The 17813-nt window shown below is 72.1% G+C and carries 18 protein-coding genes; 10 read left to right on the forward strand and 8 right to left on the reverse strand.

Features of this window, described 5'->3' with window-relative positions; translation table 11 throughout:
• Positions 1-100: 100 nt before the first annotated feature.
• Positions 101-268, forward strand: a complete 168-nt coding sequence (locus CSIV_RS18205) for a hypothetical protein (RefSeq protein WP_160897636.1) — start codon at positions 101-103, stop codon at positions 266-268.
• 52 nt (positions 269-320) lie between these two features.
• Entirely contained in the window at positions 321-746 is a 426-nt protein-coding gene (locus CSIV_RS00765; protein ID WP_077049533.1) for a VanZ family protein, read from the forward strand.
• On the opposite strand, the gene CSIV_RS00770 is transcribed toward CSIV_RS00765, so the two are convergent.
• From CSIV_RS00770 to CSIV_RS00780, 3 genes are all read right to left on the reverse strand, one after another.
• A complete protein-coding gene (locus CSIV_RS00770; protein WP_077049534.1) occupies positions 721-1428 on the reverse strand; it encodes an arsenate reductase/protein-tyrosine-phosphatase family protein in 708 nt (235 codons plus the stop codon). The two genes, CSIV_RS00765 and CSIV_RS00770, sit on opposite strands and share 26 nt — an antisense overlap.
• Positions 1429-1587: 159 nt before the next feature.
• On the reverse strand, positions 1588-1920 hold the full coding sequence (locus CSIV_RS00775) for a hypothetical protein (protein WP_139340558.1): 333 nt from the start codon (positions 1918-1920) through the stop codon (positions 1588-1590).
• A 91-nt stretch (positions 1921-2011) separates the two neighbouring features.
• The gene (locus CSIV_RS00780; RefSeq protein ID WP_077049536.1) at positions 2012-2287 is read right to left on the reverse strand and encodes a helix-turn-helix domain-containing protein; all 276 of its coding nucleotides are present in this window, start codon (positions 2285-2287) and stop codon (positions 2012-2014) included.
• A 340-nt stretch (positions 2288-2627) separates the two neighbouring features.
• Between CSIV_RS00780 and CSIV_RS00785 the strand changes: the two genes are divergently transcribed.
• Positions 2628-4100, forward strand: a complete 1473-nt coding sequence (locus CSIV_RS00785) for a sugar transferase (RefSeq protein ID WP_077049537.1) — start codon at positions 2628-2630, stop codon at positions 4098-4100.
• 66 nt (positions 4101-4166) lie between these two features.
• On the opposite strand, the gene CSIV_RS17940 is transcribed toward CSIV_RS00785, so the two are convergent.
• Positions 4167-5816: a polysaccharide biosynthesis tyrosine autokinase gene (locus CSIV_RS17940; RefSeq protein ID WP_077049538.1), complete on the reverse strand. Its 1650-nt coding sequence runs from the start codon at positions 5814-5816 to the stop codon at positions 4167-4169.
• A gap of 343 nt (positions 5817-6159) precedes the next feature.
• On the opposite strand from CSIV_RS17940, the gene CSIV_RS18595 reads away from it, so the two are divergent.
• A complete protein-coding gene (locus CSIV_RS18595; RefSeq protein WP_139340559.1) occupies positions 6160-8631 on the forward strand; it encodes a helix-turn-helix transcriptional regulator in 2472 nt (823 codons plus the stop codon).
• A gap of 16 nt (positions 8632-8647) precedes the next feature.
• Here the strand turns inward: CSIV_RS18595 and CSIV_RS17950 are convergent, their stop codons facing one another.
• Entirely contained in the window at positions 8648-8839 is a 192-nt protein-coding gene (locus CSIV_RS17950; protein WP_139340560.1) for a hypothetical protein, read from the reverse strand.
• Positions 8836-9531 carry a DUF998 domain-containing protein gene (locus CSIV_RS00800; RefSeq protein ID WP_160897638.1) on the reverse strand — a complete coding sequence of 232 codons (696 nt, stop codon included), beginning with the start codon at positions 9529-9531 and terminating at the stop codon, positions 8836-8838. Before CSIV_RS00800 ends, CSIV_RS17950 begins: the two co-directional genes overlap by 4 nt.
• A 350-nt stretch (positions 9532-9881) precedes the next feature.
• On the opposite strand from CSIV_RS00800, the gene CSIV_RS00805 reads away from it, so the two are divergent.
• From CSIV_RS00805 to CSIV_RS00815, 3 genes are read left to right on the forward strand one after another with little or no spacing between them, the layout of a single operon-like run.
• Positions 9882-11204, forward strand: coding sequence for a cell division initiation protein (locus CSIV_RS00805; RefSeq protein WP_077049540.1), 1323 nt, complete (start codon positions 9882-9884; stop codon positions 11202-11204).
• Between the two features lie 34 nt (positions 11205-11238).
• Positions 11239-12174 carry an aldo/keto reductase gene (locus tag CSIV_RS00810; RefSeq protein ID WP_077049541.1) on the forward strand — a complete coding sequence of 312 codons (936 nt, stop codon included), beginning with the start codon at positions 11239-11241 and terminating at the stop codon, positions 12172-12174.
• A gap of 35 nt (positions 12175-12209) precedes the next feature.
• Positions 12210-12428, forward strand: coding sequence for a hypothetical protein (locus CSIV_RS00815; protein WP_139340561.1), 219 nt, complete (start codon positions 12210-12212; stop codon positions 12426-12428).
• A 96-nt stretch (positions 12429-12524) separates the two neighbouring features.
• Here the strand turns inward: CSIV_RS00815 and CSIV_RS00820 are convergent, their stop codons facing one another.
• Positions 12525-12905 (reverse strand): DUF7882 family protein, encoded by a 381-nt coding sequence (locus CSIV_RS00820; protein ID WP_077049543.1) that lies wholly within the window; start codon positions 12903-12905, stop codon positions 12525-12527.
• A 94-nt stretch (positions 12906-12999) separates the two neighbouring features.
• Here CSIV_RS00820 and CSIV_RS00825 point away from each other — a divergent pair, with 94 nt between their 5' ends.
• Positions 13000-13560, forward strand: a complete 561-nt coding sequence (locus tag CSIV_RS00825) for a MarR family winged helix-turn-helix transcriptional regulator (RefSeq protein ID WP_077049544.1) — start codon at positions 13000-13002, stop codon at positions 13558-13560.
• A gap of 94 nt (positions 13561-13654) precedes the next feature.
• Positions 13655-15505: a DUF2207 domain-containing protein gene (locus CSIV_RS00830; protein WP_077049545.1), complete on the forward strand. Its 1851-nt coding sequence runs from the start codon at positions 13655-13657 to the stop codon at positions 15503-15505.
• Between the two features lie 15 nt (positions 15506-15520).
• Here the strand turns inward: CSIV_RS00830 and CSIV_RS00835 are convergent, their stop codons facing one another.
• On the reverse strand, positions 15521-16303 hold the full coding sequence (locus CSIV_RS00835; protein ID WP_237488872.1) for an esterase/lipase family protein: 783 nt from the start codon (positions 16301-16303) through the stop codon (positions 15521-15523).
• A gap of 72 nt (positions 16304-16375) precedes the next feature.
• Here CSIV_RS00835 and CSIV_RS00840 point away from each other — a divergent pair, with 72 nt between their 5' ends.
• Positions 16376-17812 (forward strand): glycosyltransferase, encoded by a 1437-nt coding sequence (locus tag CSIV_RS00840; protein WP_077049546.1) that lies wholly within the window; start codon positions 16376-16378, stop codon positions 17810-17812.
• The last annotated feature ends 1 nt before the right edge of the window (position 17813 follow it).

Consider the following 17813-nt stretch of genomic DNA (forward strand, 5'->3'; position numbering starts at 1 on the left):
TTCCGCCACGCGGCGGGAGTCTCTCTTTCCCACGCGCGGGACCGCTACAGTGTCGAACAGCTACCCGTTGTGCACCACCGGACTCCAAAGGAGAAGTCCCATGGTCTTCGTCGTCACCGCCATCGTCGTCGGTATCGTCACTTGGATCGTCGCGGCCCTCGCCGCGGGCATCGGCCTCGGCCGCATCATCGCCCGCGCCGACAGTGAAGAGGGTCGCGCGCTCGACGCCCCATCGGGGGCCGGGTTCAGCGGCGTGATCACCCTCTGATCCCCCGGGATCGCGCGGCGGACGCCGCGTGCGCGGCTTCGTACGGTGAGGCATGCGCACCGCACCTCCGCGCGGCCGGGGCCGCACCCTCGCGGCCGTCTCGGCGTCGGTCTATCTCGTCGTCCTCGCGGCGGTCCTGTTCTGGCCGCAGCACATCGACTCGCAGGCCGGTCCGCTGTACGACGTCCTCCTGCGCGTCGTCCCCGCGGCCTTCCCGTTCGGGATCGACCCGACCCTGAACGTCGTGATGATGGTTCCGTTCGGGGTGATCCTCGCCACCGTCCTGCCCCGTCGGCCTCTCGTCATCCTCGGCGTGGCGTGGGTCGTGCCGCTGATGGCCGAGATCGCCCAGGGGCTGTTCCTCCCCGGCCGGACGTCCAGCGCCGTCGATGTCGCGGCGAACACCCTCGGCGGTATCCTCGGGGCGGCAGGCCTCGCGACGCTGCGCCGCCTCACCCGCCGTCGACGCCCGGAGTGAGAGGTCCACCTCCGTCGAGGGAGGCATTGGAACCCGCGACGCGCCGCGCGCGCGCTCGATGCTCCCGGCGGGTCATCGGCGGCCGGTCCGGGAGGCGATCCACTGCTGCCGCGGCGAGCGCCGGAGCCGTATGCATCGCGATCGACTCGACGGCCTCCGTCGCGGCGCGCTCGAACTCCCGCCAGACGGCCGGCGGCTGACCGATCGGGTCGACGAGGTCATCGTCTCCCGCGGGTGTCCGACGCGTCCGCGTCCGCCCTCGAGCGAGGCGGCGCACCAGCGAGTCCCAATCCTCTGCGGCGGACGCGTCGCGCTCCTCCCGAAGCAGTCGGGCGAACTCGCGCACCATGAACGTCGTGTCCAGAGCGTCCGGACGCATGTCCAGGACCGTTCGCCGGTGAACGGCCGCCGCGCACAGGACGGTCGACGACTCGCGGAGCATGACCTCGTCGAGGGAGCGCGTGCGATGACCGGCGAGGTCGAGCCCATGCTCCCGTCCGAGTTCGACCGCGTCCGGCTCCGCGGATCGGCCGGGCCGCGCGGCCGTCCCCGCGCTGGTGAGGACGGGACCGACGACACCCGCGTCGGCGAACCGGGCACGGAGCAGGTGCTCGACGAACGGCGAGCGGATCGCGTTCGCCGTGCACACGATCAGCACACGGGGGCGGGAGAGCTGGTTCACGGGTCTCTTTCGGGGCGGCGGCGGCGAGGTCGGGTCCTCGCGCGCGACGGCTGCTCCCTCGAGTACAGCGTCCTCCGCTGCCGCTCCGTCCGCCCCGCCGGCCGATGCGTCGACTGCCGGGACGGGTGAATCGCCGCGGCGTCCGCGTTCCCGATCACCTCAGGACGACAGCGCCTCTCGGATCTGCGGGTCCTCCGCGAGCACGCGGCGGAGTTCGCGCGCACCGCCGATCGAGAGCGCGAGCCCCACGGATCCGAGCTCGATCGCGAGCCAGTTCTCGACATCGCCCGGTCGACGGAGGATTCCGACCTCGACCTCGCTCTCCCGTCCCGCTCCCGACTCGTCCGAGCCCCGGACCCGCGCCGTGAAACCCGAGCCGGAGCTGCGGTGCGTCTCGTCGTCGGGGTGGACCGTGAGGCCGTGGCGGGTCGTGCACCACGCGTACGCGCAGCGCGCACCCGAGTGACGGGGATGGACATCGTTCTCGCTCATGCCGGACACCTCTCTTTCCGGGTCGTCCGCGAGGACTCCCCGATCATCGGTGGGCACGGAAGAAGTGAAGCACGAGCCTCCGACACCGCACTCAGCGACCGGGCGCGACGCCCTCCGGCGGCTGCGGCAGCAGGTCGGGGAGCGGAATCTGCAGGACCTCCGCCAAGCACACGATCGTGCGCAACCGCGGGTTCGCCGGCGTACCGGGGTTGGACTCGCCGTGCTCGAGCTTGCGGTACGTGAAGGTGGCGAGTCCGGCAGCATGCGCGACGTGTTCCTGCGAGAAACCCTTCTCCGCACGCGCCGCGAGCAGACGGGCGCCGAACTGCCGGGCGAACTCGTTCCAGGGATCGGGCACGTCGGTCATGCACCCAGCTTGTCCGTTCGGCTACGCGCACATGAACATGTGTACATGTCTCACCGGCGCCGGGTCCGTGCCCGGAGGCGGGAAACCTGCCGAGGTGATCGGCGATCTTGCGGAGGTGAGCGCGGGGGCGAACCATGTGCGGATCACGGGCGCGGGGCCGGTCCTGCTGCCGCATCACTCTTTGGAGCCCTCCCCCTCGACACCCTTCACCCTCCCCGCACCGCTGAGGTATCGGTCCCCCGCGGACGCCGTGGGTGGCACAGTGCCCGGACCCCGCGCCTCCTGTTCCAGCCCAGAGGCGCATCATCTCCGGCCACTGAGCCCGATCAGCGGAGTACCCATGGATCTCGCTACCTCGTCACTTGTTTCACCCGCCCCTGCAAAAAGCTTCACCCCGACGCGCACGCAACGAAGGCGCACCTGGCAGTCCCGATACGCCCGGCTCCTCGTCGCCTCCGACGCGCTCGTGGTGGCAGCGGCCGTCTTCGGCACCCAGGCGCTCTGGCTCGGACCCGATCACGCGGGCGTCAGCGCGGTGCCGATCGACTACACCACCGTGTCGCTGCTCCTGTGCGTCGCGTGGCTCATCGCCCTGACCCTCTGGGGGACACGCCTCCCCCGGGTCGTCGGACACGGCGTCGCCGAGCATCGCCTGGTCATCGCGGCATCCTTCCAACTCTTCGGCCTCATCGCCATGGGCGCCTACCTCACCGGGGTCGACCTGTCCCGCGGTTACTTCCTGCTCAGCCTTCCCGTGGGGACCCTCACCCTCCTCGCCTCGCGCTCGGCCGCCCGCGCCTGGCTCGTCGCCCGCAGACGTCGGGGGGAACTGTCCGCGCGAGTCGTCCTCGTCGGAAGTTCCGAGGAGAACGCCCGGGTGGCCGGCGAGATCGCCCGTCAGCCCGGCGTCGGCCTCACGATCGTGGGCGTGCACACCGTCGAGGGCGCCGGCGAGAACTCGTGGACGGACGCCCACGCGCGGCGCCTGGAGCGCCGACTCGACGAGTTGGACGCCGACAGCGTGCTCGTCACCGGCGGCGGACACATCGACGCCCATGACATCCGGCGGATCGGCTGGGGCCTCGAGCCCGGGCGGCAGCACCTGATCGTCGCCGTGAACCTGACGGACGTCGCCGGGCCACGGATCCACACGCGCCCGGTCGCGGGTCTCCCCCTCGTCCACGTCGAGACGCCGCAATACTCCACCCGTCAGCGGGTCCTGAAACGCGCGTTCGATTTCGTGGGGTCCCTGCTGCTGCTCGGGGCCCTCAGTCCGCTGCTGCTCGTCCTGGCCGTCCTCGTGCGACTGTCGGGCCCCGGCCCGATCCTGTACCGGCAGGAACGTGTCGGTCAGGGCGGCGTCCGATTCGGGATGATCAAGTTCCGCTCCATGGTCGACGGCGCCGACGCCCGCCTGTCGGAACTCCTGACGAGCCAGGGACGCGACGGCGCCCCCCTGTTCAAGATCGACGACGACCCGCGCATCACGCCGATCGGCCGTATTCTGCGGAGGTACTCGCTTGACGAGATCCCGCAGCTGTTCAACGTGCTGGCCGGGCAGATGAGCCTCGTCGGGCCGCGTCCTCAGCGCGATGCGGAGGTGGCGTTCTACGACGACGACGCCCGGCGTCGCTTGATCGTCCGCCCCGGAATGAGCGGTCTCTGGCAGGTGAGCGGCCGATCGGCGCTGTCCTGGGAGGATGCCATCCGCCTCGACCTCTTCTACGTAGAGAACTGGTCGCTGATCGGCGACCTCGTCATCCTGTTCCGCACCGTGAAGGCCGTCTTCGCCCCCGGCGACACCGCGCACTGAGCACACGAGGAGGGCGCCGATTCCCGGAGTGGAATCGGCGCCCTCCTCGTGTTCCGTGGTGGCGTCTCACCCCCGCCGTCGACGCCGCGGCGTCCGCTCGTCCGCCACGACCGCGGCGGGCGGAGCGACGGCGACCGCGCCTTCACCAGTGAAATCACCCGACGCCGCCACGGGGTTCCGCCGCGCGGACAGCGTCCGCAGGCCGCTGACGTTCGAGGGAGGCAGTTCCGCGGATCGCCGACGCGGGCCCGGCGCCGACGCACCGGCATCCCCCGCGTCGCCCACCTGACGACGCCACGGCCGACGCCACCATCGGGTTCGCTCTGCCCCGGAACCCGGTGCGCCGTAGCCGTAGTATCCGCCGTACTGAGATCCGTAGTAGTTCGAATCGGCGCCGCGGAGCGGAACCCGGTTCAGGACGACGCCGAGGAGCCGTCCGCGCGTCTTGGCGATGTTGCCGACCGCGCGCTGGAGCATGTCGTCCGTCGTACGACCGGCTGTCACCACGAGGACGGCCCCGTCCGCCCAGCTGGCGATCACCGCGGCGTCGGCGACCGCGAGCGTCGGTGGCGAGTCGATGATGACGACCATGTCATCGGCCAGTGTGCGCGCCAGCTGCTGCATGCGCTGCGAGCCGACCATCTCACTGGGGTTCGGAGGCGTCCGCCCCGCCGCGACGACGAAGAGGCGCCCGTGCTCGTCGACCTGGTGGGCCACCTGCTCGATGCGGGCGCGGCCCGCGAGGACGTCCGAGAGGCCCACGTCGTCGGAGAAGCCGAACGTCGCCCCCAGCACGGGGCGGCGCAGATCCGCGTCGATGAGGATCACCGACTGCCCCGTCGCCGCGATGCTCACCGCGAGGTTCGCGGCCGTGGTGGACTTGCCGTCCCCCGGCAGCGGGCTGGTCACGACCATGACGCGCGGAGGCCGGTCCACGTCCACGTACTGCAGGTTGGTCCGGAGCTCCCGCATGGCCTCCTTGTGGGCGAAGGATCCGCGTCCGTCCCGGATGTCGTCGAACGAGAAGACGGCGCGGCCGGCGGCGAGCTCCTTGTCGACGGGGAGGATGCCGACGACCGACACGTCGACGGAATCGGAGATGTCCTGAGTCGACCGCACCCGCCGGTCGAAGGTCCGGCGCACCAGCGCGAACAGGACCCCCACCACCGCCCCGCCGAGCGCCCCGACGGCGATCGCCAGCTTCTCGTTGGGCGAGGACGGCGACGTCGGGAGACGCGCCGAGTCGCCGGCGACGAGTTTGACGGCGCTGTGCGCGCCACCGGTGGACTCCAGCTGATCCACCTGCACGGTCATCCCGTGGAGCCAGGCCTGTGCCAGATCGCGAGCCGCCTCGGGGGTCGGCCCCGTGGCGTCGACGCGCACGTTGACGGTGTCGACGGGGTTGGACACGTGGACGCGCTGCACCAGGGATTCCGGGCTGTCGGTGAGTCCGAGCTCGTCGCGCGCCGTTTCGGCGACCGACTTCCAGTAGCCCATGTCGATGAAGGACTTCACCCTGGCCAGGGCGAGGGTCCCTCCCGCGAGAGCCGAGCCGGTCGATCCGTCGGATGACACGCTGGCGACGTAGCCGCTCGCGTCGGCCGTGTAGACCCGTGGTTGCAGCGCGCTCCACCCGAACCCCGCGAGGCCTCCGGCCAGGGTGAGCGCCACGATCGCCTTCCAGTACGCGCGCAGGATCCGCGCGACGCGTTGCATGTCCACTCGTGTACCGCCTTCCGCTCGGTCCGATCGGGAACGCCGAGCCCGGGAAGCATAGGCATGGCCCGGAGGAGCACTCGCACCACCTCGGATCGTGCCCGGGCGGGCGATACACGGGGGGAATCGGCGGCGCCCGGCGATGGTGACAGGGGGGCGGAGAGTGTGATGCCAACAGGGTGAAGGAGGGATGACCACGGGGATGAAACCGCTCCCTCGACAGGTCATACGGGCGAACATCACCCCAATGATCGGGTGAAGCGCACCCCCGCCGTGCGCTCCTTTCGTCGCCCAGACCCGAACCCGGGCCGACGACTGCGCAGACCGAGAGTTGGAGAACACGATGCTGATCGACCTCGACACCCCTCCCGCCGCGGCCCGCGCCGCCCGGCGCTCCAGCCGCTTCTGGACACCACGCACCCTGACCGTCGCCAAGCTCCGCGAAGCGCTCGAGAGCGACGTCGTCCTTCTCCGGGGGCCTGCCGGAGTCGGCAAGAGCGCCCTGCTGCGGCAATTCGCCGCGGCCCTCGACGACGACCCCGAGACCGGCATCCAGCTCCTGGACTCCGCCCACGCCGACGCGGAGACCCTCGACCGCGTCGCGGCCGCGTTCGGCGAGGGTCCGCCGCAGCACGTGCTGCTCGTGGACAACCTCACCGACGGGCCGACGGTCGGCTCCGCCGCGATCCTCGACCTGCTCCGCGCGGACCCGGCGCTCCGCGTGGTCGTGGCCACGCGGCACGTGACCCGGCTCGAGAGTCCGCTGATCGCTCTCGAGTTCGACGTCCACGTCCTCACCCCGGCCGACCTGCTGATGACGCGCGAGGAGCTGGCTCTGGTCCTCGACCTGAACGGGATCGAGACCACTGACGTCGCCGTCGACGTGCTCATGCGCCGCACCCACGGATGGCCCGCGCTCGCGCAGCTCGCAAGCTCCCGGCTGCGTCTCGAGGGCCTGCCGCTGCGCACGCGTGACGAGGCGGATGCCATCGCGGATCATGCCGGTCGCGCGCTCACCGCGGACATGGAGGCGCACCTCAGCGTCCCGATCACCGACGAGGTCCGACTGCTCGCGGTGGCCCCGTACATCAACGTCGAACTGGCCGACGCCATCGGCATCGACTCGACCGCCGGAACCACGAGTGATCTGCTCGGCGAGCTGCAGGACGCGGGCTTCGTCTGGCCCAGCACGACTCGGCTGGTGCTGGCCGAGCCCGTCCGCGCGCAATGGCTGCGCGAGATCACGGCCGGGGCTCCCGAACTGGTCGAGCACGCGCGCCTGCGCCTGCTCGATCACCTCGTCGCCGCGGGCGAGCCCTTGCGCGCCGCGCAGCTCGCCGCCGACGCGGCCCAGTGGCCCACGCTCGGTTCGATCCTGCGCTCGGCCGGCCCGGAGATCTGGGCACGCGACTCCGTCGCCTTCGCGACGCTCGTCGAGACCCTGCGGGCGCACGTGGGTTTCGACCCCGTGTCGGTCGACGCGCTCCTCTCGGTCGACCCCGACACCGCGGCATCCGCGGAGACCCCCGCGCTCGTGGTCGGCGCGCTCGGGCGCCTCCCGGAGGCGAAGGCGGCCGCGCAGCACAACATCGAGGCGCTGATCGTCCGCGTGAACCTGCTGCGCGCCGCGGGGCGGTTCGCCCTGGCCACCGAGTCGGCGACGCTCCTCGTGGACGCTCTTCGTCGTCGGCCGGCGCTCTCGGACGACGTCGTCGCCGAGGGGTGGTACCAAGTCGGGATGACCCACCTCGCGATGGGCAAGCTGCGCGATGCGACCCTCGCCCTCGGGCAGGTCGAGCGACTCGCTCCCCCGGCCCGCCGGCTCCGCGCCCGCGGGGTGCTCGCGGTCGTGGCGCTGCTGGAGGGCGACGTCCGTGCGGCGGGGGTGCTGTGCGACGCCGATGGCGAGGACGCGTGGGCCGGTTCGCCCTGGGGCGAGGGGACACGGCTGGCTGGTGCCTGGCTGAGCCTGGAACGCGGCGACGCCGCAGCCGCACGGGAGCGCCTCGACACGATGACCGCGACCGGCGGCGCACGGGAGCTGTGGCCGTTCGCCGCGTCGGTCCAGGCCATCGCGTTCCTGCTCTCCGGAGCGGCCCCCGACGCGTTGGGGATGCTGCGGTCGTGGATGGGGCGGACGCGCAGCACACCCCCGTCGCACTTCCAGTCGATCCAGCTGCTGACGGCCCGCGCGAAGGTGCTGATCGCCCTGCGCCAGGCGCGCAAGGCCCTGGCCCTGTTCGAGGGGCCGTTCGGGCTGTCGGCCGCGACCGCGCCCGCGATCGCCCTGTCGCAGCTCTACGCGGGACGCGCCCACGAGGCCTATGTGATGAGTGTGAAGTGGGGCATCCACCAGGACTCCTCGCCGCGCGCCGCGCTGGAGAGCATGGTGGTCAGCATGGTCTCCGACGTCCGGCTCAACGGGACGGGGGCCCACCGTTCGACCGCCCAACGGGCCGAGGCGCTGAGTGCGCGTCACGACCTGTGGAGCCCGTGGAGCGCGGTCGCGCCCGAGGACCGCGGCCTCGTCCTCCGGCTCCTGTCCCCCGCGGCACGTGATCGCGTGTCGGACCGCGTCTCGTTCTTCGCGTCATCCGTGAGTGTTCCGCACCTCACGAAGCGCGAGCAGGTGGTCCTGGCACAGCTCACCCCGACGTCGACGATCGCCGACATCGCCCGCGCACTGGTCGTCTCGCCGAACACCGTCAAGACGCAGTTGCAGAGCCTGTATCGCAAGCTCGAGGTGTCGGACCGCGCGAGCGCGATCCGCGCCGCGCACGCGTGGGGCCTGATCGAGGCGGACGGCGAGCTGTGAGGCCGGGCGCGCCGACTCAGCCCCGGTCGGCGCGCCGGCGGCGGGCGAACCCGAAGACCAACCGCGCCACGATGAGGAGCACGACGAAGACGAGCACTCCCGGGAACGTCAGCGGCAGACCCGCGCCATGGAGGACCGTCAGCACGACGACGACGCTCGCGATCGGCACCACGAGTCCGATCACACGGCGCAGTCGACGTCGGGTCATGGGTAAACGGTAGCCGGTGCGTCGGCGCGGGTGACGCGTTCGTCCGCGGCGACCTGCAGCCCGAAGACTCCGAACCACGCGATCGCGAGCGTCGCCGCGATGAACTCGAGGTTCCCTCCGAGGACCGTGTCGCCGCGGAAGAGCGCCAGCATCGCGCCGGTGAACGACGTGAGGCCGACGGCGACGAGCGTTGCGAGACTCGCGGCGCGCATCCATGGACGGCGGCGCAGAACCGACACCTGCGCCATCGCGACGATCGCCAGGACGAACCCGAGCACCGCGGCGCTGATGTGGATGAGGTCCTGCGGCAGGGCACCCGGGGTGAAGGGCACGGGGCACCCGGGCGAGCAGGTGACGACGGATGCCAGGGCGAAGCACGCCCCGCACACGACGAGGGTCGCGGCGATGGGCCAGCCGACGACGTAGACGTCGGGCCGGTGCAGGATCGCGCGGTCGACGAGAACGGCGGCGATGCCGAGCAGCAGGAGGGCGGAGTTGAAGACGGGCGCCGTGGGCATGCCGGTGGCACCCAACTGGCTCACGTAGTGAACGGTCGGATCCCAGAGGCGACTGAGCCAGATGAGGCCCGCGCTGAGGAAAGCGGCGCCCCCGCCGACGAGGGCGAGGAGCACGACACGACGGCTTCCCGAGCGGGGTGCGAGGCGGGGCGACCGAACGATCGTCTCGGTCATGGGCGTCTCCGGCGGCGTCGAGGGGCCTGGCCACATTACCGCGCCCGGTGCACACGCGCGCCGCAGAGCGGGACATCGGATGCCGACGCGGTCGGAATCCGTGCGGGACGCGGGCGATTCCCCGGGTGAGGTCTGGCCCTCCCCGGGGAGCGACGGCGGCCACGCGTGGCAGGGTCGTCCTCGAGTGATCTCGAGTGGTTCTCCCCCAAGTTCCTTACTCTTCAATCCGATCGCTCATCATGGATGCGCGGTCTCGTGGCCACGGCACCCGGTTCGAGACCGCGCATCCCCTCCGCACGAGCCTGCACCCCACTCGTCGGGCGCCCAGGCAGCCCACCGAGAGGAGTCCCGTGACGGACGACCAGACCGAGAAGTCGCCGGCGTCGACGGACGGAGCGGAGTCTTCCCCGCTCGACGAGTTGCTGCGACGGGACGACGCCGACGATGCGTCTCCGACGTTCCCCGCCGCCTTCCGCGGGTACGACCGCGACGCCGTCGACGACGCCGTCCGTCATCTCGTCCAGCGCGCACGCGCGGCCTCGGACGAGGTGCATCGCGAGAAGCTCCGCGCCGAGACGATGTACGCGCAGCAGCGCGCAGACCACGATGACGAGCTCGCGGAGGCGGCCCGGCGACACGTCGAGGAGACCGGCAGGCTGCAGGAGCAGGCGCGCGCGGCGGCCGCGCGCGCAGCCGAAGCCGAGGCCCAGGTCGCCGCCCTCTCCGCCGGTCTCGTCGCGGGCTCCGACGGCGACGGCGAGGATCCCGCGCAGAGTCGTCAGCGGTTCGACGCGATCCTCCGCGTCGCCGAGGAGCAGGCGAACGTCCTCGTCCAGAATGCGGCGGCGCAGGCGGATCGACTCCTGGCCGGTGCCCGCGACGAGGCCGACGGCATCCGGGCGGACGCGGTCGCCGAACGCGACCGGATCCGCTCCGAGGCCCAGCACGACGCCGATCAGGCACGTCTGCGGATCGAGACGGAGCTCACCGCGCATCACGCTCGCCTCGAGCGGGAGGCCGCCCACGCGGCCGAGAAGGTGGCCCAGGCCGAGCGCGAGGCCGTCGCGCTGCGCACGGAGGCCGAGAGAGGGGCGGCGGCACTGCGCTCGCTCGTCTCGCGCGAGACCGGTGACCTCCGGGCCGCCGCGGAGCGCGACGTCCGAGAGATGACCGCCCGGGTCCTCGAGTTCGAAGAGTCTCTGACCCGGCGTCAGGACGAGGCGCAGCAGGAGTTCCTCGTCCTGCACAATCAGGCGGTCGCGCACGCCGAACGGATCACCTCGGACGCGAGCGAACAGGTGGAGGCGGCGCTCGATCACGCGCGTCGGATCGCGGCACGGGCTGACGATCACGAGCGACTGGCACGCGCCCAGGCTCAACAGATCGAGGCGCAGGCGAACGTCCACGCGCGCGAGGTCCTGGACGACGCGCGGGAGAAGGCGCAACGGATCGCGGACACGATCACGGCGCATGCGGCCACGGTGCTGCGGGACGCCGAGGACCGCACGCGCGACCTCCGCTGGCAGCAGCAACAGCTCGGCGGTTTCCTCTCCGAGATGAACGAGCTGCTGCGCGCGACACCGCGGGGGACGCCGCGACCGGGTGAGGACGATCAGGATGCCGAGCCCGCGGCGGCGGACGGCGGCGGAGCGGGCTCGACGCCGTCCGACTGAGACGCCGAGGCCCGGGCGGGGATAACGTGGAGCGATGCGATCCGTCCCCCTCGGCCCCTCGGGCCCCGCCGTCCCCGCCGTCGTCGCCGGAATGATGCGGATCGACGGCAAGACCGACGCGGAGGTGCGCGAGCTCTACGAGGCCGCACGCTCGGCGGGCATCGACTTCTTCGACCATGCCGACATCTACGCGCGCGAGCTCCATTCCGCCGAGCGGCGGTTCTCCGAGGCGCTCGCGCTCGGTTCGTCCGAGCGCGCCGAGATCCGGCTGCAGACGAAGGCGGGCATCGTCCGCGAGGGTCCGTACTTCGACTTCTCCTACGAGCACATCGTCGCCTCCGTGGACGAGTCCCTCCGCGCGCTGAGGACCGACTACGTCGACGTTCTGCTGCTGCACCGACCCGACGCGCTCGTCGAACCCGACGAAGTCGCGCGTGCGTTCGATGAGCTGGAGGCCGCCGGCAAGGTGCGCGCTTTCGGGGTGTCCAACCACACCCCGCGCCAGATCGACCTGCTGCGCACGGCGGTGCGCCAGCCCATCGTCGCGAACCAGGTGCAGCTCTCCGTCGCGCACGCGCCGATCGTCGCGCAGGGGCTCGCGATGAACATGGAGTCCGCACCGCAGTCCGCCGTCCTCGACGGCGGCGGACTCGTGGACTACTGCCGGCTGGAAGGCATCACCCTCCAGGCATGGTCACCGCTGCAGGGGACGAGGGGGAACGGCGTGTTCCTCGGCGACCCGGCCTACGCCGAGCTGAACGCCGTGATCGACGACCTGGCCGCGCGCTACCGTGTCACCCCGATCGCGATCGCCGTGGCATGGATCACCCGGCATCCCGCCGGGATGCAGGTGGTGCTGGGGACCACGACGCCCGGTCGAGTGATCGACGCGGCGGCGGGAGCCGACGTGGTGTTGACCCGGGCGGAGTGGTACGCGCTGGTCCGTGCGGCGGGATACGTCGTCCCGTGACCGCGCCGGGCGGAAGTGAGCGTGAGACGGCATCGATGACGAAGCGCCCGTGGGGGGCGATCGTCGCCGGCCTCGCCGCCCTCGTGTTCGCGGCCCCGACGTCGGTGCTCCCGGCCGACGGTCCGGTCGCCCCGAAACTCAGTTTCATCGTCGTCGGCGCCGTCCTGCTGGCCCTCGCGATCGTTCTCACGCGGCGGGAGCCCGGCGCGTCGGGACGGGGCGACGGCGAGGACGCCGACGACCTCACACCGTGACGGTGGCGGCGAGGGCCGCGGGCGTGATGATCGTGAGCGGCTCGGTGGGCACGTCCCACGCGAGGGAGTGAGTCACTACCACCGGGTCGGCGGCGCTCATGCGGCGCGGGCCAGGGAGCGCGGCGCCGCAGTGGACCGCGCCTGACCGGGTCGGGCGGAAGCCGGGCGCTCGGCGGCCGCGGCGGTGTCGATGTCGAGACTCAGACCGCGCGAGGAGTTGGCGTCGTTCGCCATGCGCTTGAGCAGGTTCTGGTCGAGGGACTCCGGCTGCTCGGACTCGAAGACGAAGCGCAGCGGAATGGCGGGCTGCAGCCAGATCGTCGAGCGGCCGGCGGGCTCGTCCTCGCCGTGCGTCCACGACAGCGTGAAGCTCTCGCCGCGGCGCAACTTGGTGGCGACGACCACCTTGACGTGGGCGAGCATCCGATCGTCGATCGTGATGGGCTCGGGGGTCGTTCCGTAGAACAGCTTCGCCATGATGTGTCCCTTCACTCTTTGCTTGTTTACGAACTTACTAGGTAGACTAGCGAATAAGCAACCGAGATATAAGGCGAAGATCGGAGGCGGCCCGATGACCACCGCATCCCCCGCTCCCTACTGGTACGGCGAGAGCGCCGACGACCTACGCGGATCGCGCGTCATGCAGGCGCTTCGGGAGTACCGATCCGCAGAAATGGCGATGCGTCGGCGCACGCAGGACTCGATGGCCATGGGCGAGAACGAACTCCTCGTCCTGCGATTCCTCACCCGCACTTCCGGAGCAGGGGCCGACACGACACCCGCCGATCTCGCGCGTCACCTCGGGCTGTCGACGGCATCCATCACCGCGCTCCTGGATCGCCTCGAACGATCGGGGCACGTGCGACGCGAGCGGCATCCGACGGATCGACGGAAGATCCTCGTGCGCGGGACCGCGCACACGGAGGACGAGATCCGCGACACCCTCGGGGGGATGCACGAGCGCATGATGCGCGTCACTTCCGGAATGAGCGGAGTCGAGGCGGATGCCGTGACGGCCTTCCTCGAACGCATGCGCTGCGCCGTCGATGGCTCGTGCACGAGGACGGGGGCGCCGTGCTGCCTGAGCGAGCGTCCCGCCGAGCACCCCGCGGCCGGACGCGCTGCCGGCTGACAGCCCGATTCCGTGGCGCGCCGTCGACGCTCCGCGCACCGACCTCCCCCGCAGGACGGATCCCCCGCCGGGCGCATCTCGATACCGTCGAGACATGGACGCCCTCGCCTCTCGAGTCCGCTCGATCCGCTCCGCGCTGACGTCGGCGGTGCTCCTCGGCCTGCTCCTCCTGGCGGCGACGCCGCCCGCCCCCGCGCACGCCGACGTGGACGACTTCCGGTTCGAGTCCTTCGATGCGCAGATGTCGCTGACGCGGGCCGCGGACGGGCACGCCGAGTCGACGGTCACGGAGACGCTCGTCGCGCAGTTCCCGGAAGAAGACCAGAACCGCGGCATCGTCCGGGCCATCCCGGACGACTACGACGGCGTACCCCTGCAGACGCGCATCATCTCGGTCACGGGTGCCGACGGCGCAGCCATCCCCTACGAGATCGAGACGGACCGACGGGAGGTCCGGGTCCTCACCGGCGACGACGATTACGTGCACGGCAGGCAGATGTACGTGATCTCGTACACCCAGCGCGACACCATCCGCGCGTTCGACGACACCGACACCGACGAGTTCTACCGCGACGTCAACGGAACGGAGTGGGCGCAGCCCTTCGGTCGGGTGAGCGTCGAGGTGACGGTGGATGCCGCTCTCGCGCCGACCGCACTCGACGGCGCCGCCGCCTGCTACCGAGGCGAACAAGGTTCGACCGACCGGTGCGACGTCGTCCGAGCGGATCGTGCGGACGGCGGCCTGACGTTCTCCGCCGCGGCGGACGACCTCGGACCGGGCGAGAACCTCACCATCTCCGTCGGCTTCGCGCGGGGCACGTTCGTCCCGGGCGAGGTGGTGCGGACCGCGGCCGAACAGTTCTCCGTGGATGCCGCGCCGGCGCTGTCCGCGATCTCGCTGGGCACCCTCGGCGTCACCGCCGCCGCGATCGGAGCGGCGATCTCCTCGCGTCGCCGCAACCGCGACGCCGCGGGTCGGGGCATCATCGTCCCGGAGTACGCCCCGCCCGCCGACGTCGACGTGCTCGAGGGCGCGCACCTCGTCGGACGTTCGCGCGGCGCCCTCCCCGCCGCGGTCCTCGACACGGCGGTCGCCGGACACCTCCGCATCGTGGAAGACCCCTCCGCGGACGACGAGCTGGCCCTGGAATACATCGACGGAACCGGAGCGACCCCCCTGCGGGCGGGGGTCCTCGCCGCCGTGTTCGGCGAGCGTCCGCGACCCGGCGAGCGCGTGGCACTGGACACACCGGGCAGCGACGCGGGCGAACGGCTGCGCGACCTGCTCACGGTGGCCGGCGCAGAGGTGCGCCGCCGCGGATGGATGCGTCCACCGCGGATGCGCGGGGCGGTGGTCGCGGGGACGATCGCCGTGACCGCGTTCGGGGTCGCGGTCGCCGCCCTGATCATCACGTCGGTCGGAGCGGCACCGACCTGGTGGCAGATCGCAGCGATCCCGGCGACGGTGGCCGGCGGCATCCTGACGTTCGTCCTCCTCCGGTACTCGGATCGGGTGACGGATGCCGGGGCGCCCGCGCGCGACCATCTGCTCGGGCTGCGGGACTACCTGACCCTGGCCGAAGCCGACCGTATGCGCGTGCTGCAGAGTCCGGAGGGAGCCGAGCGCCGGCCCGCCGGAGTCGATGACCCCGTGCAGGTGCTGCACCTGCACGAGAAGCTGCTGCCGTGGGCGGTCGTCTGGGGCGTGGAGCGGGAGTGGGCCGACGTGCTCGCCACCGGGGCCCGGGCGACCGGGACGGAGCTCGGCTGGTACTCGGGACCGAACGGGTTCTCGAGCGCCCTGCTGGCGTCGTCGCTGTCGACGATGAACTCCGGGACCAGCCCGGCACCGCAGGTGAGCGGCTCGGGAAGCTTCTCGGGCGGCTCGTTCGGTGGTGGCTTCTCGGGCGGAGGGATGGGAGGCGGAGGCGGAGGCGGACGGTGAGCGGCCCGGCCCGGCTCACTCCGCCGCGCGCACCACTTCGGCGATGACCCGCGGGTCGGCGAGCACGCGGAAATGGCCGCCGGCATCCAGTCGGATGTTCCGTGCCCCCGCGAGTTCGCTGCCCTCCGGGATGTGGGGGTCGAAGGCGCCGTAGACGGAGACGATGCGCGTGTTGACCTCGGCCGAGGCGGCGAGCGCCCGCATCGTGGCATCCCCCGAACGGAACGCGCGGAGCGATGGAGCGGGCATCAGGCTGCTGTACCGGGATCCTCTGAACGGGGTCGCCACGGCGACCATGGCCCGCACCCGCTCGCCCACCGGATCGAAGGCCATGACGTGCTTGCCGATCAGACCGCCCTTGCTGTGGGCGACGAGGACCAGGTCGTCCAACTCGCGCTCCACGATCAGGTCGACGACGCGGCCCGCCGACTCGATCACGGGGCGGCGATTGGCTCCGAGCCCCGCGACGACGTGGACCGGGTGCCCCCGTTCGTGAAGCGCCTCGGCGAGCGGCTCGAGGAATCGCCACGTCTCGTAGATCCCCGGCAGGAGGACCAGGGGCCGCTTCGTTCCGGACACGAGGCCGTCGGGGCGTCCGGCGCCGATCGCGCGCAGCTGCGCCGCGACGGCGTAGACGTAGTCCCGGGCCCACCAGGAGAGGTCGCGGCCCCACGCCCGCCTCGCGAGCGATCCGGGCGCGGCATCCGTCGGCATGTCCTCATCTTCGGGCACGGTCCGGGAACCGGCCCCGGGGTTGCACGACGGCCGGGTCGGCACCCCCGCGTAGAGTCGCGTCATGCGCACCTCCCCCCGCGGCGCCCGTCTCCGCCGTCTCCGCCACCTCCGCACGTCCGCCCCCGGTCGCGCGCGGTGACGGCACTGCCTCCGGGGCGCCAGCTCGTCCTCACGTGGGGGATCCCCCGGGCGTACGGCGGGCTGACGGCGGCCCTGCTGCAGCGCTCGCGACTGTTCGACCGTCGCGGTGGCGCCCCCGTGGACGTCCTGACCTGCGATGATCGCGCCGACACGGTGTCCACGGAGGCCGAGCTGTCCGACCGCGCGGCCCTGTCGGCGGGCGTGCGGGTGAGGAACCTGTGGGACTGGTTGCGCGACAACGATCTGCGGGGTCGCCCGGTCGGACCGTCGGCCGGGTTCTCTCCCCTTCCGGACGGTTCCGCGGAGGACCGGGCCCACGGAACCGTGCTGCGCCGCGTCCGGACGGACGCCCGGGGGACGGTGCAGCAGGTCGACCACCTGCGCCCCGACGGGACCCTGGCCGCGAGCGACCGCCGCGACGTGCCCGCGCCGGACGGCGGCGTCCGTCGCGTCGTCGTGACCTGCGGTGCGGACGGCTCCCCACGGGCTGCCTGGCGCGGGGTTCGGAGCCTGTACGCCGCGTGGCTGGATCACCTCACCGGCGCGGAGCCGACGTTCCTCCTCGTGGACAGCAAGGCGATGGCTCGGTTCGCCGCCGGATACCGGCGCCCGCACGTCGTCGTCGTCCACGTGGTGCACGGCTCGCACCTGACCGACGACGGCGCGGCCCTGCGCCCGTCGCGGGCAGAGGTCTTCGCGCGGCTGGGAGCGTTCGATGCGGTCGTGTTCTGCACCGCCCGGCAGGCGCGCGATGTGCGGCGGCGGGTCGGCCCCCTGCCGCTGCTCGCCGTCGTGCCGCACCCCGTGTCGCGGGTGAAGTCTCGACCGGGGCCCCGCCACGGGGCGGTCGTCCTCGCGCGGCTGGAGGGCATCAAGCGCGTCGAGGACGCCCTCGCGGCCGCGCGCGGGGCGGCGGAGACCGTCCCCGGACTCACGCTCGACGTCTACGGCGACGGACCCGAGCGCGAGCGGCTCGAGGCGTTCGCGGGCACGGATGGGTCTGTTCGTCTGCACGGCTTCGCTCCGACCGCGCGGGAGGCGCTGACCTCGGCATCCGTTCTGCTGCTCACCAGCCGCTCCGAGGCGTTCTCACTGGTCGTGGCGGAGGCGATGGCAGCCGGATGCCTGCCGATCGCCTACGACGTGCCGTACGGTCCGCGCGAACTCATCCGGCACGGCCGCACGGGGTGGCTCGTGCCGGCCGGCGATGCCGCCCGACTCACCGAGACGCTGGTGGCGGCCGTGACGACGGACGAGCGCGTGCTCACCCGGATGCGACGCGACGCCGTCGCCCGGGCGGCGGAGCTCGACGAACCGGTCGTGCTGGAGCGATGGAGCGCGACGCTGCGCCGGGCGGCTCGACGACACCGGATGCGCGAACGCACCTGGCGATTCCGAGAGATGGTGCGGCGGCGCCTTCGGATCGGCTGAG

Source organism: Microbacterium sp. CSI-V, from assembly GCF_001984105.1.
Lineage (GTDB): Bacteria > Actinomycetota > Actinomycetes > Actinomycetales > Microbacteriaceae > Microbacterium.

Excerpts from the sequence above, each read along its gene's own strand:
- CSIV_RS17950 (WP_139340560.1), bottom strand. The coding sequence starts at position 8,839 with ATGACCCGACGTCGACTGCGCCGTGTGATCGGACTCGTGGTGCCGATC.
- CSIV_RS18205 (WP_160897636.1), top strand. The coding sequence starts at position 101 with ATGGTCTTCGTCGTCACCGCCATCGTCGTCGGTATCGTCACTTGGATC.
- CSIV_RS00780 (WP_077049536.1), bottom strand. The coding sequence starts at position 2,287 with ATGACCGACGTGCCCGATCCCTGGAACGAGTTCGCCCGGCAGTTCGGC.
- CSIV_RS00810 (WP_077049541.1), top strand. The coding sequence starts at position 11,239 with ATGCGATCCGTCCCCCTCGGCCCCTCGGGCCCCGCCGTCCCCGCCGTC.
- CSIV_RS00835 (WP_237488872.1), bottom strand. The coding sequence starts at position 16,303 with ATGACGCGACTCTACGCGGGGGTGCCGACCCGGCCGTCGTGCAACCCC.
- CSIV_RS17940 (WP_077049538.1), bottom strand. The coding sequence starts at position 5,816 with ATGCAACGCGTCGCGCGGATCCTGCGCGCGTACTGGAAGGCGATCGTG.
- CSIV_RS00820 (WP_077049543.1), bottom strand. The coding sequence starts at position 12,905 with ATGGCGAAGCTGTTCTACGGAACGACCCCCGAGCCCATCACGATCGAC.
- CSIV_RS00830 (WP_077049545.1), top strand. The coding sequence starts at position 13,655 with ATGGACGCCCTCGCCTCTCGAGTCCGCTCGATCCGCTCCGCGCTGACG.
- CSIV_RS18595 (WP_139340559.1), top strand. The coding sequence starts at position 6,160 with ATGCTGATCGACCTCGACACCCCTCCCGCCGCGGCCCGCGCCGCCCGG.
- CSIV_RS00825 (WP_077049544.1), top strand. The coding sequence starts at position 13,000 with ATGACCACCGCATCCCCCGCTCCCTACTGGTACGGCGAGAGCGCCGAC.
- CSIV_RS00775 (WP_139340558.1), bottom strand. The coding sequence starts at position 1,920 with ATGAGCGAGAACGATGTCCATCCCCGTCACTCGGGTGCGCGCTGCGCG.
- CSIV_RS00765 (WP_077049533.1), top strand. The coding sequence starts at position 321 with ATGCGCACCGCACCTCCGCGCGGCCGGGGCCGCACCCTCGCGGCCGTC.
- CSIV_RS00815 (WP_139340561.1), top strand. The coding sequence starts at position 12,210 with ATGACGAAGCGCCCGTGGGGGGCGATCGTCGCCGGCCTCGCCGCCCTC.
- CSIV_RS00785 (WP_077049537.1), top strand. The coding sequence starts at position 2,628 with ATGGATCTCGCTACCTCGTCACTTGTTTCACCCGCCCCTGCAAAAAGC.
- CSIV_RS00800 (WP_160897638.1), bottom strand. The coding sequence starts at position 9,531 with ATGACCGAGACGATCGTTCGGTCGCCCCGCCTCGCACCCCGCTCGGGA.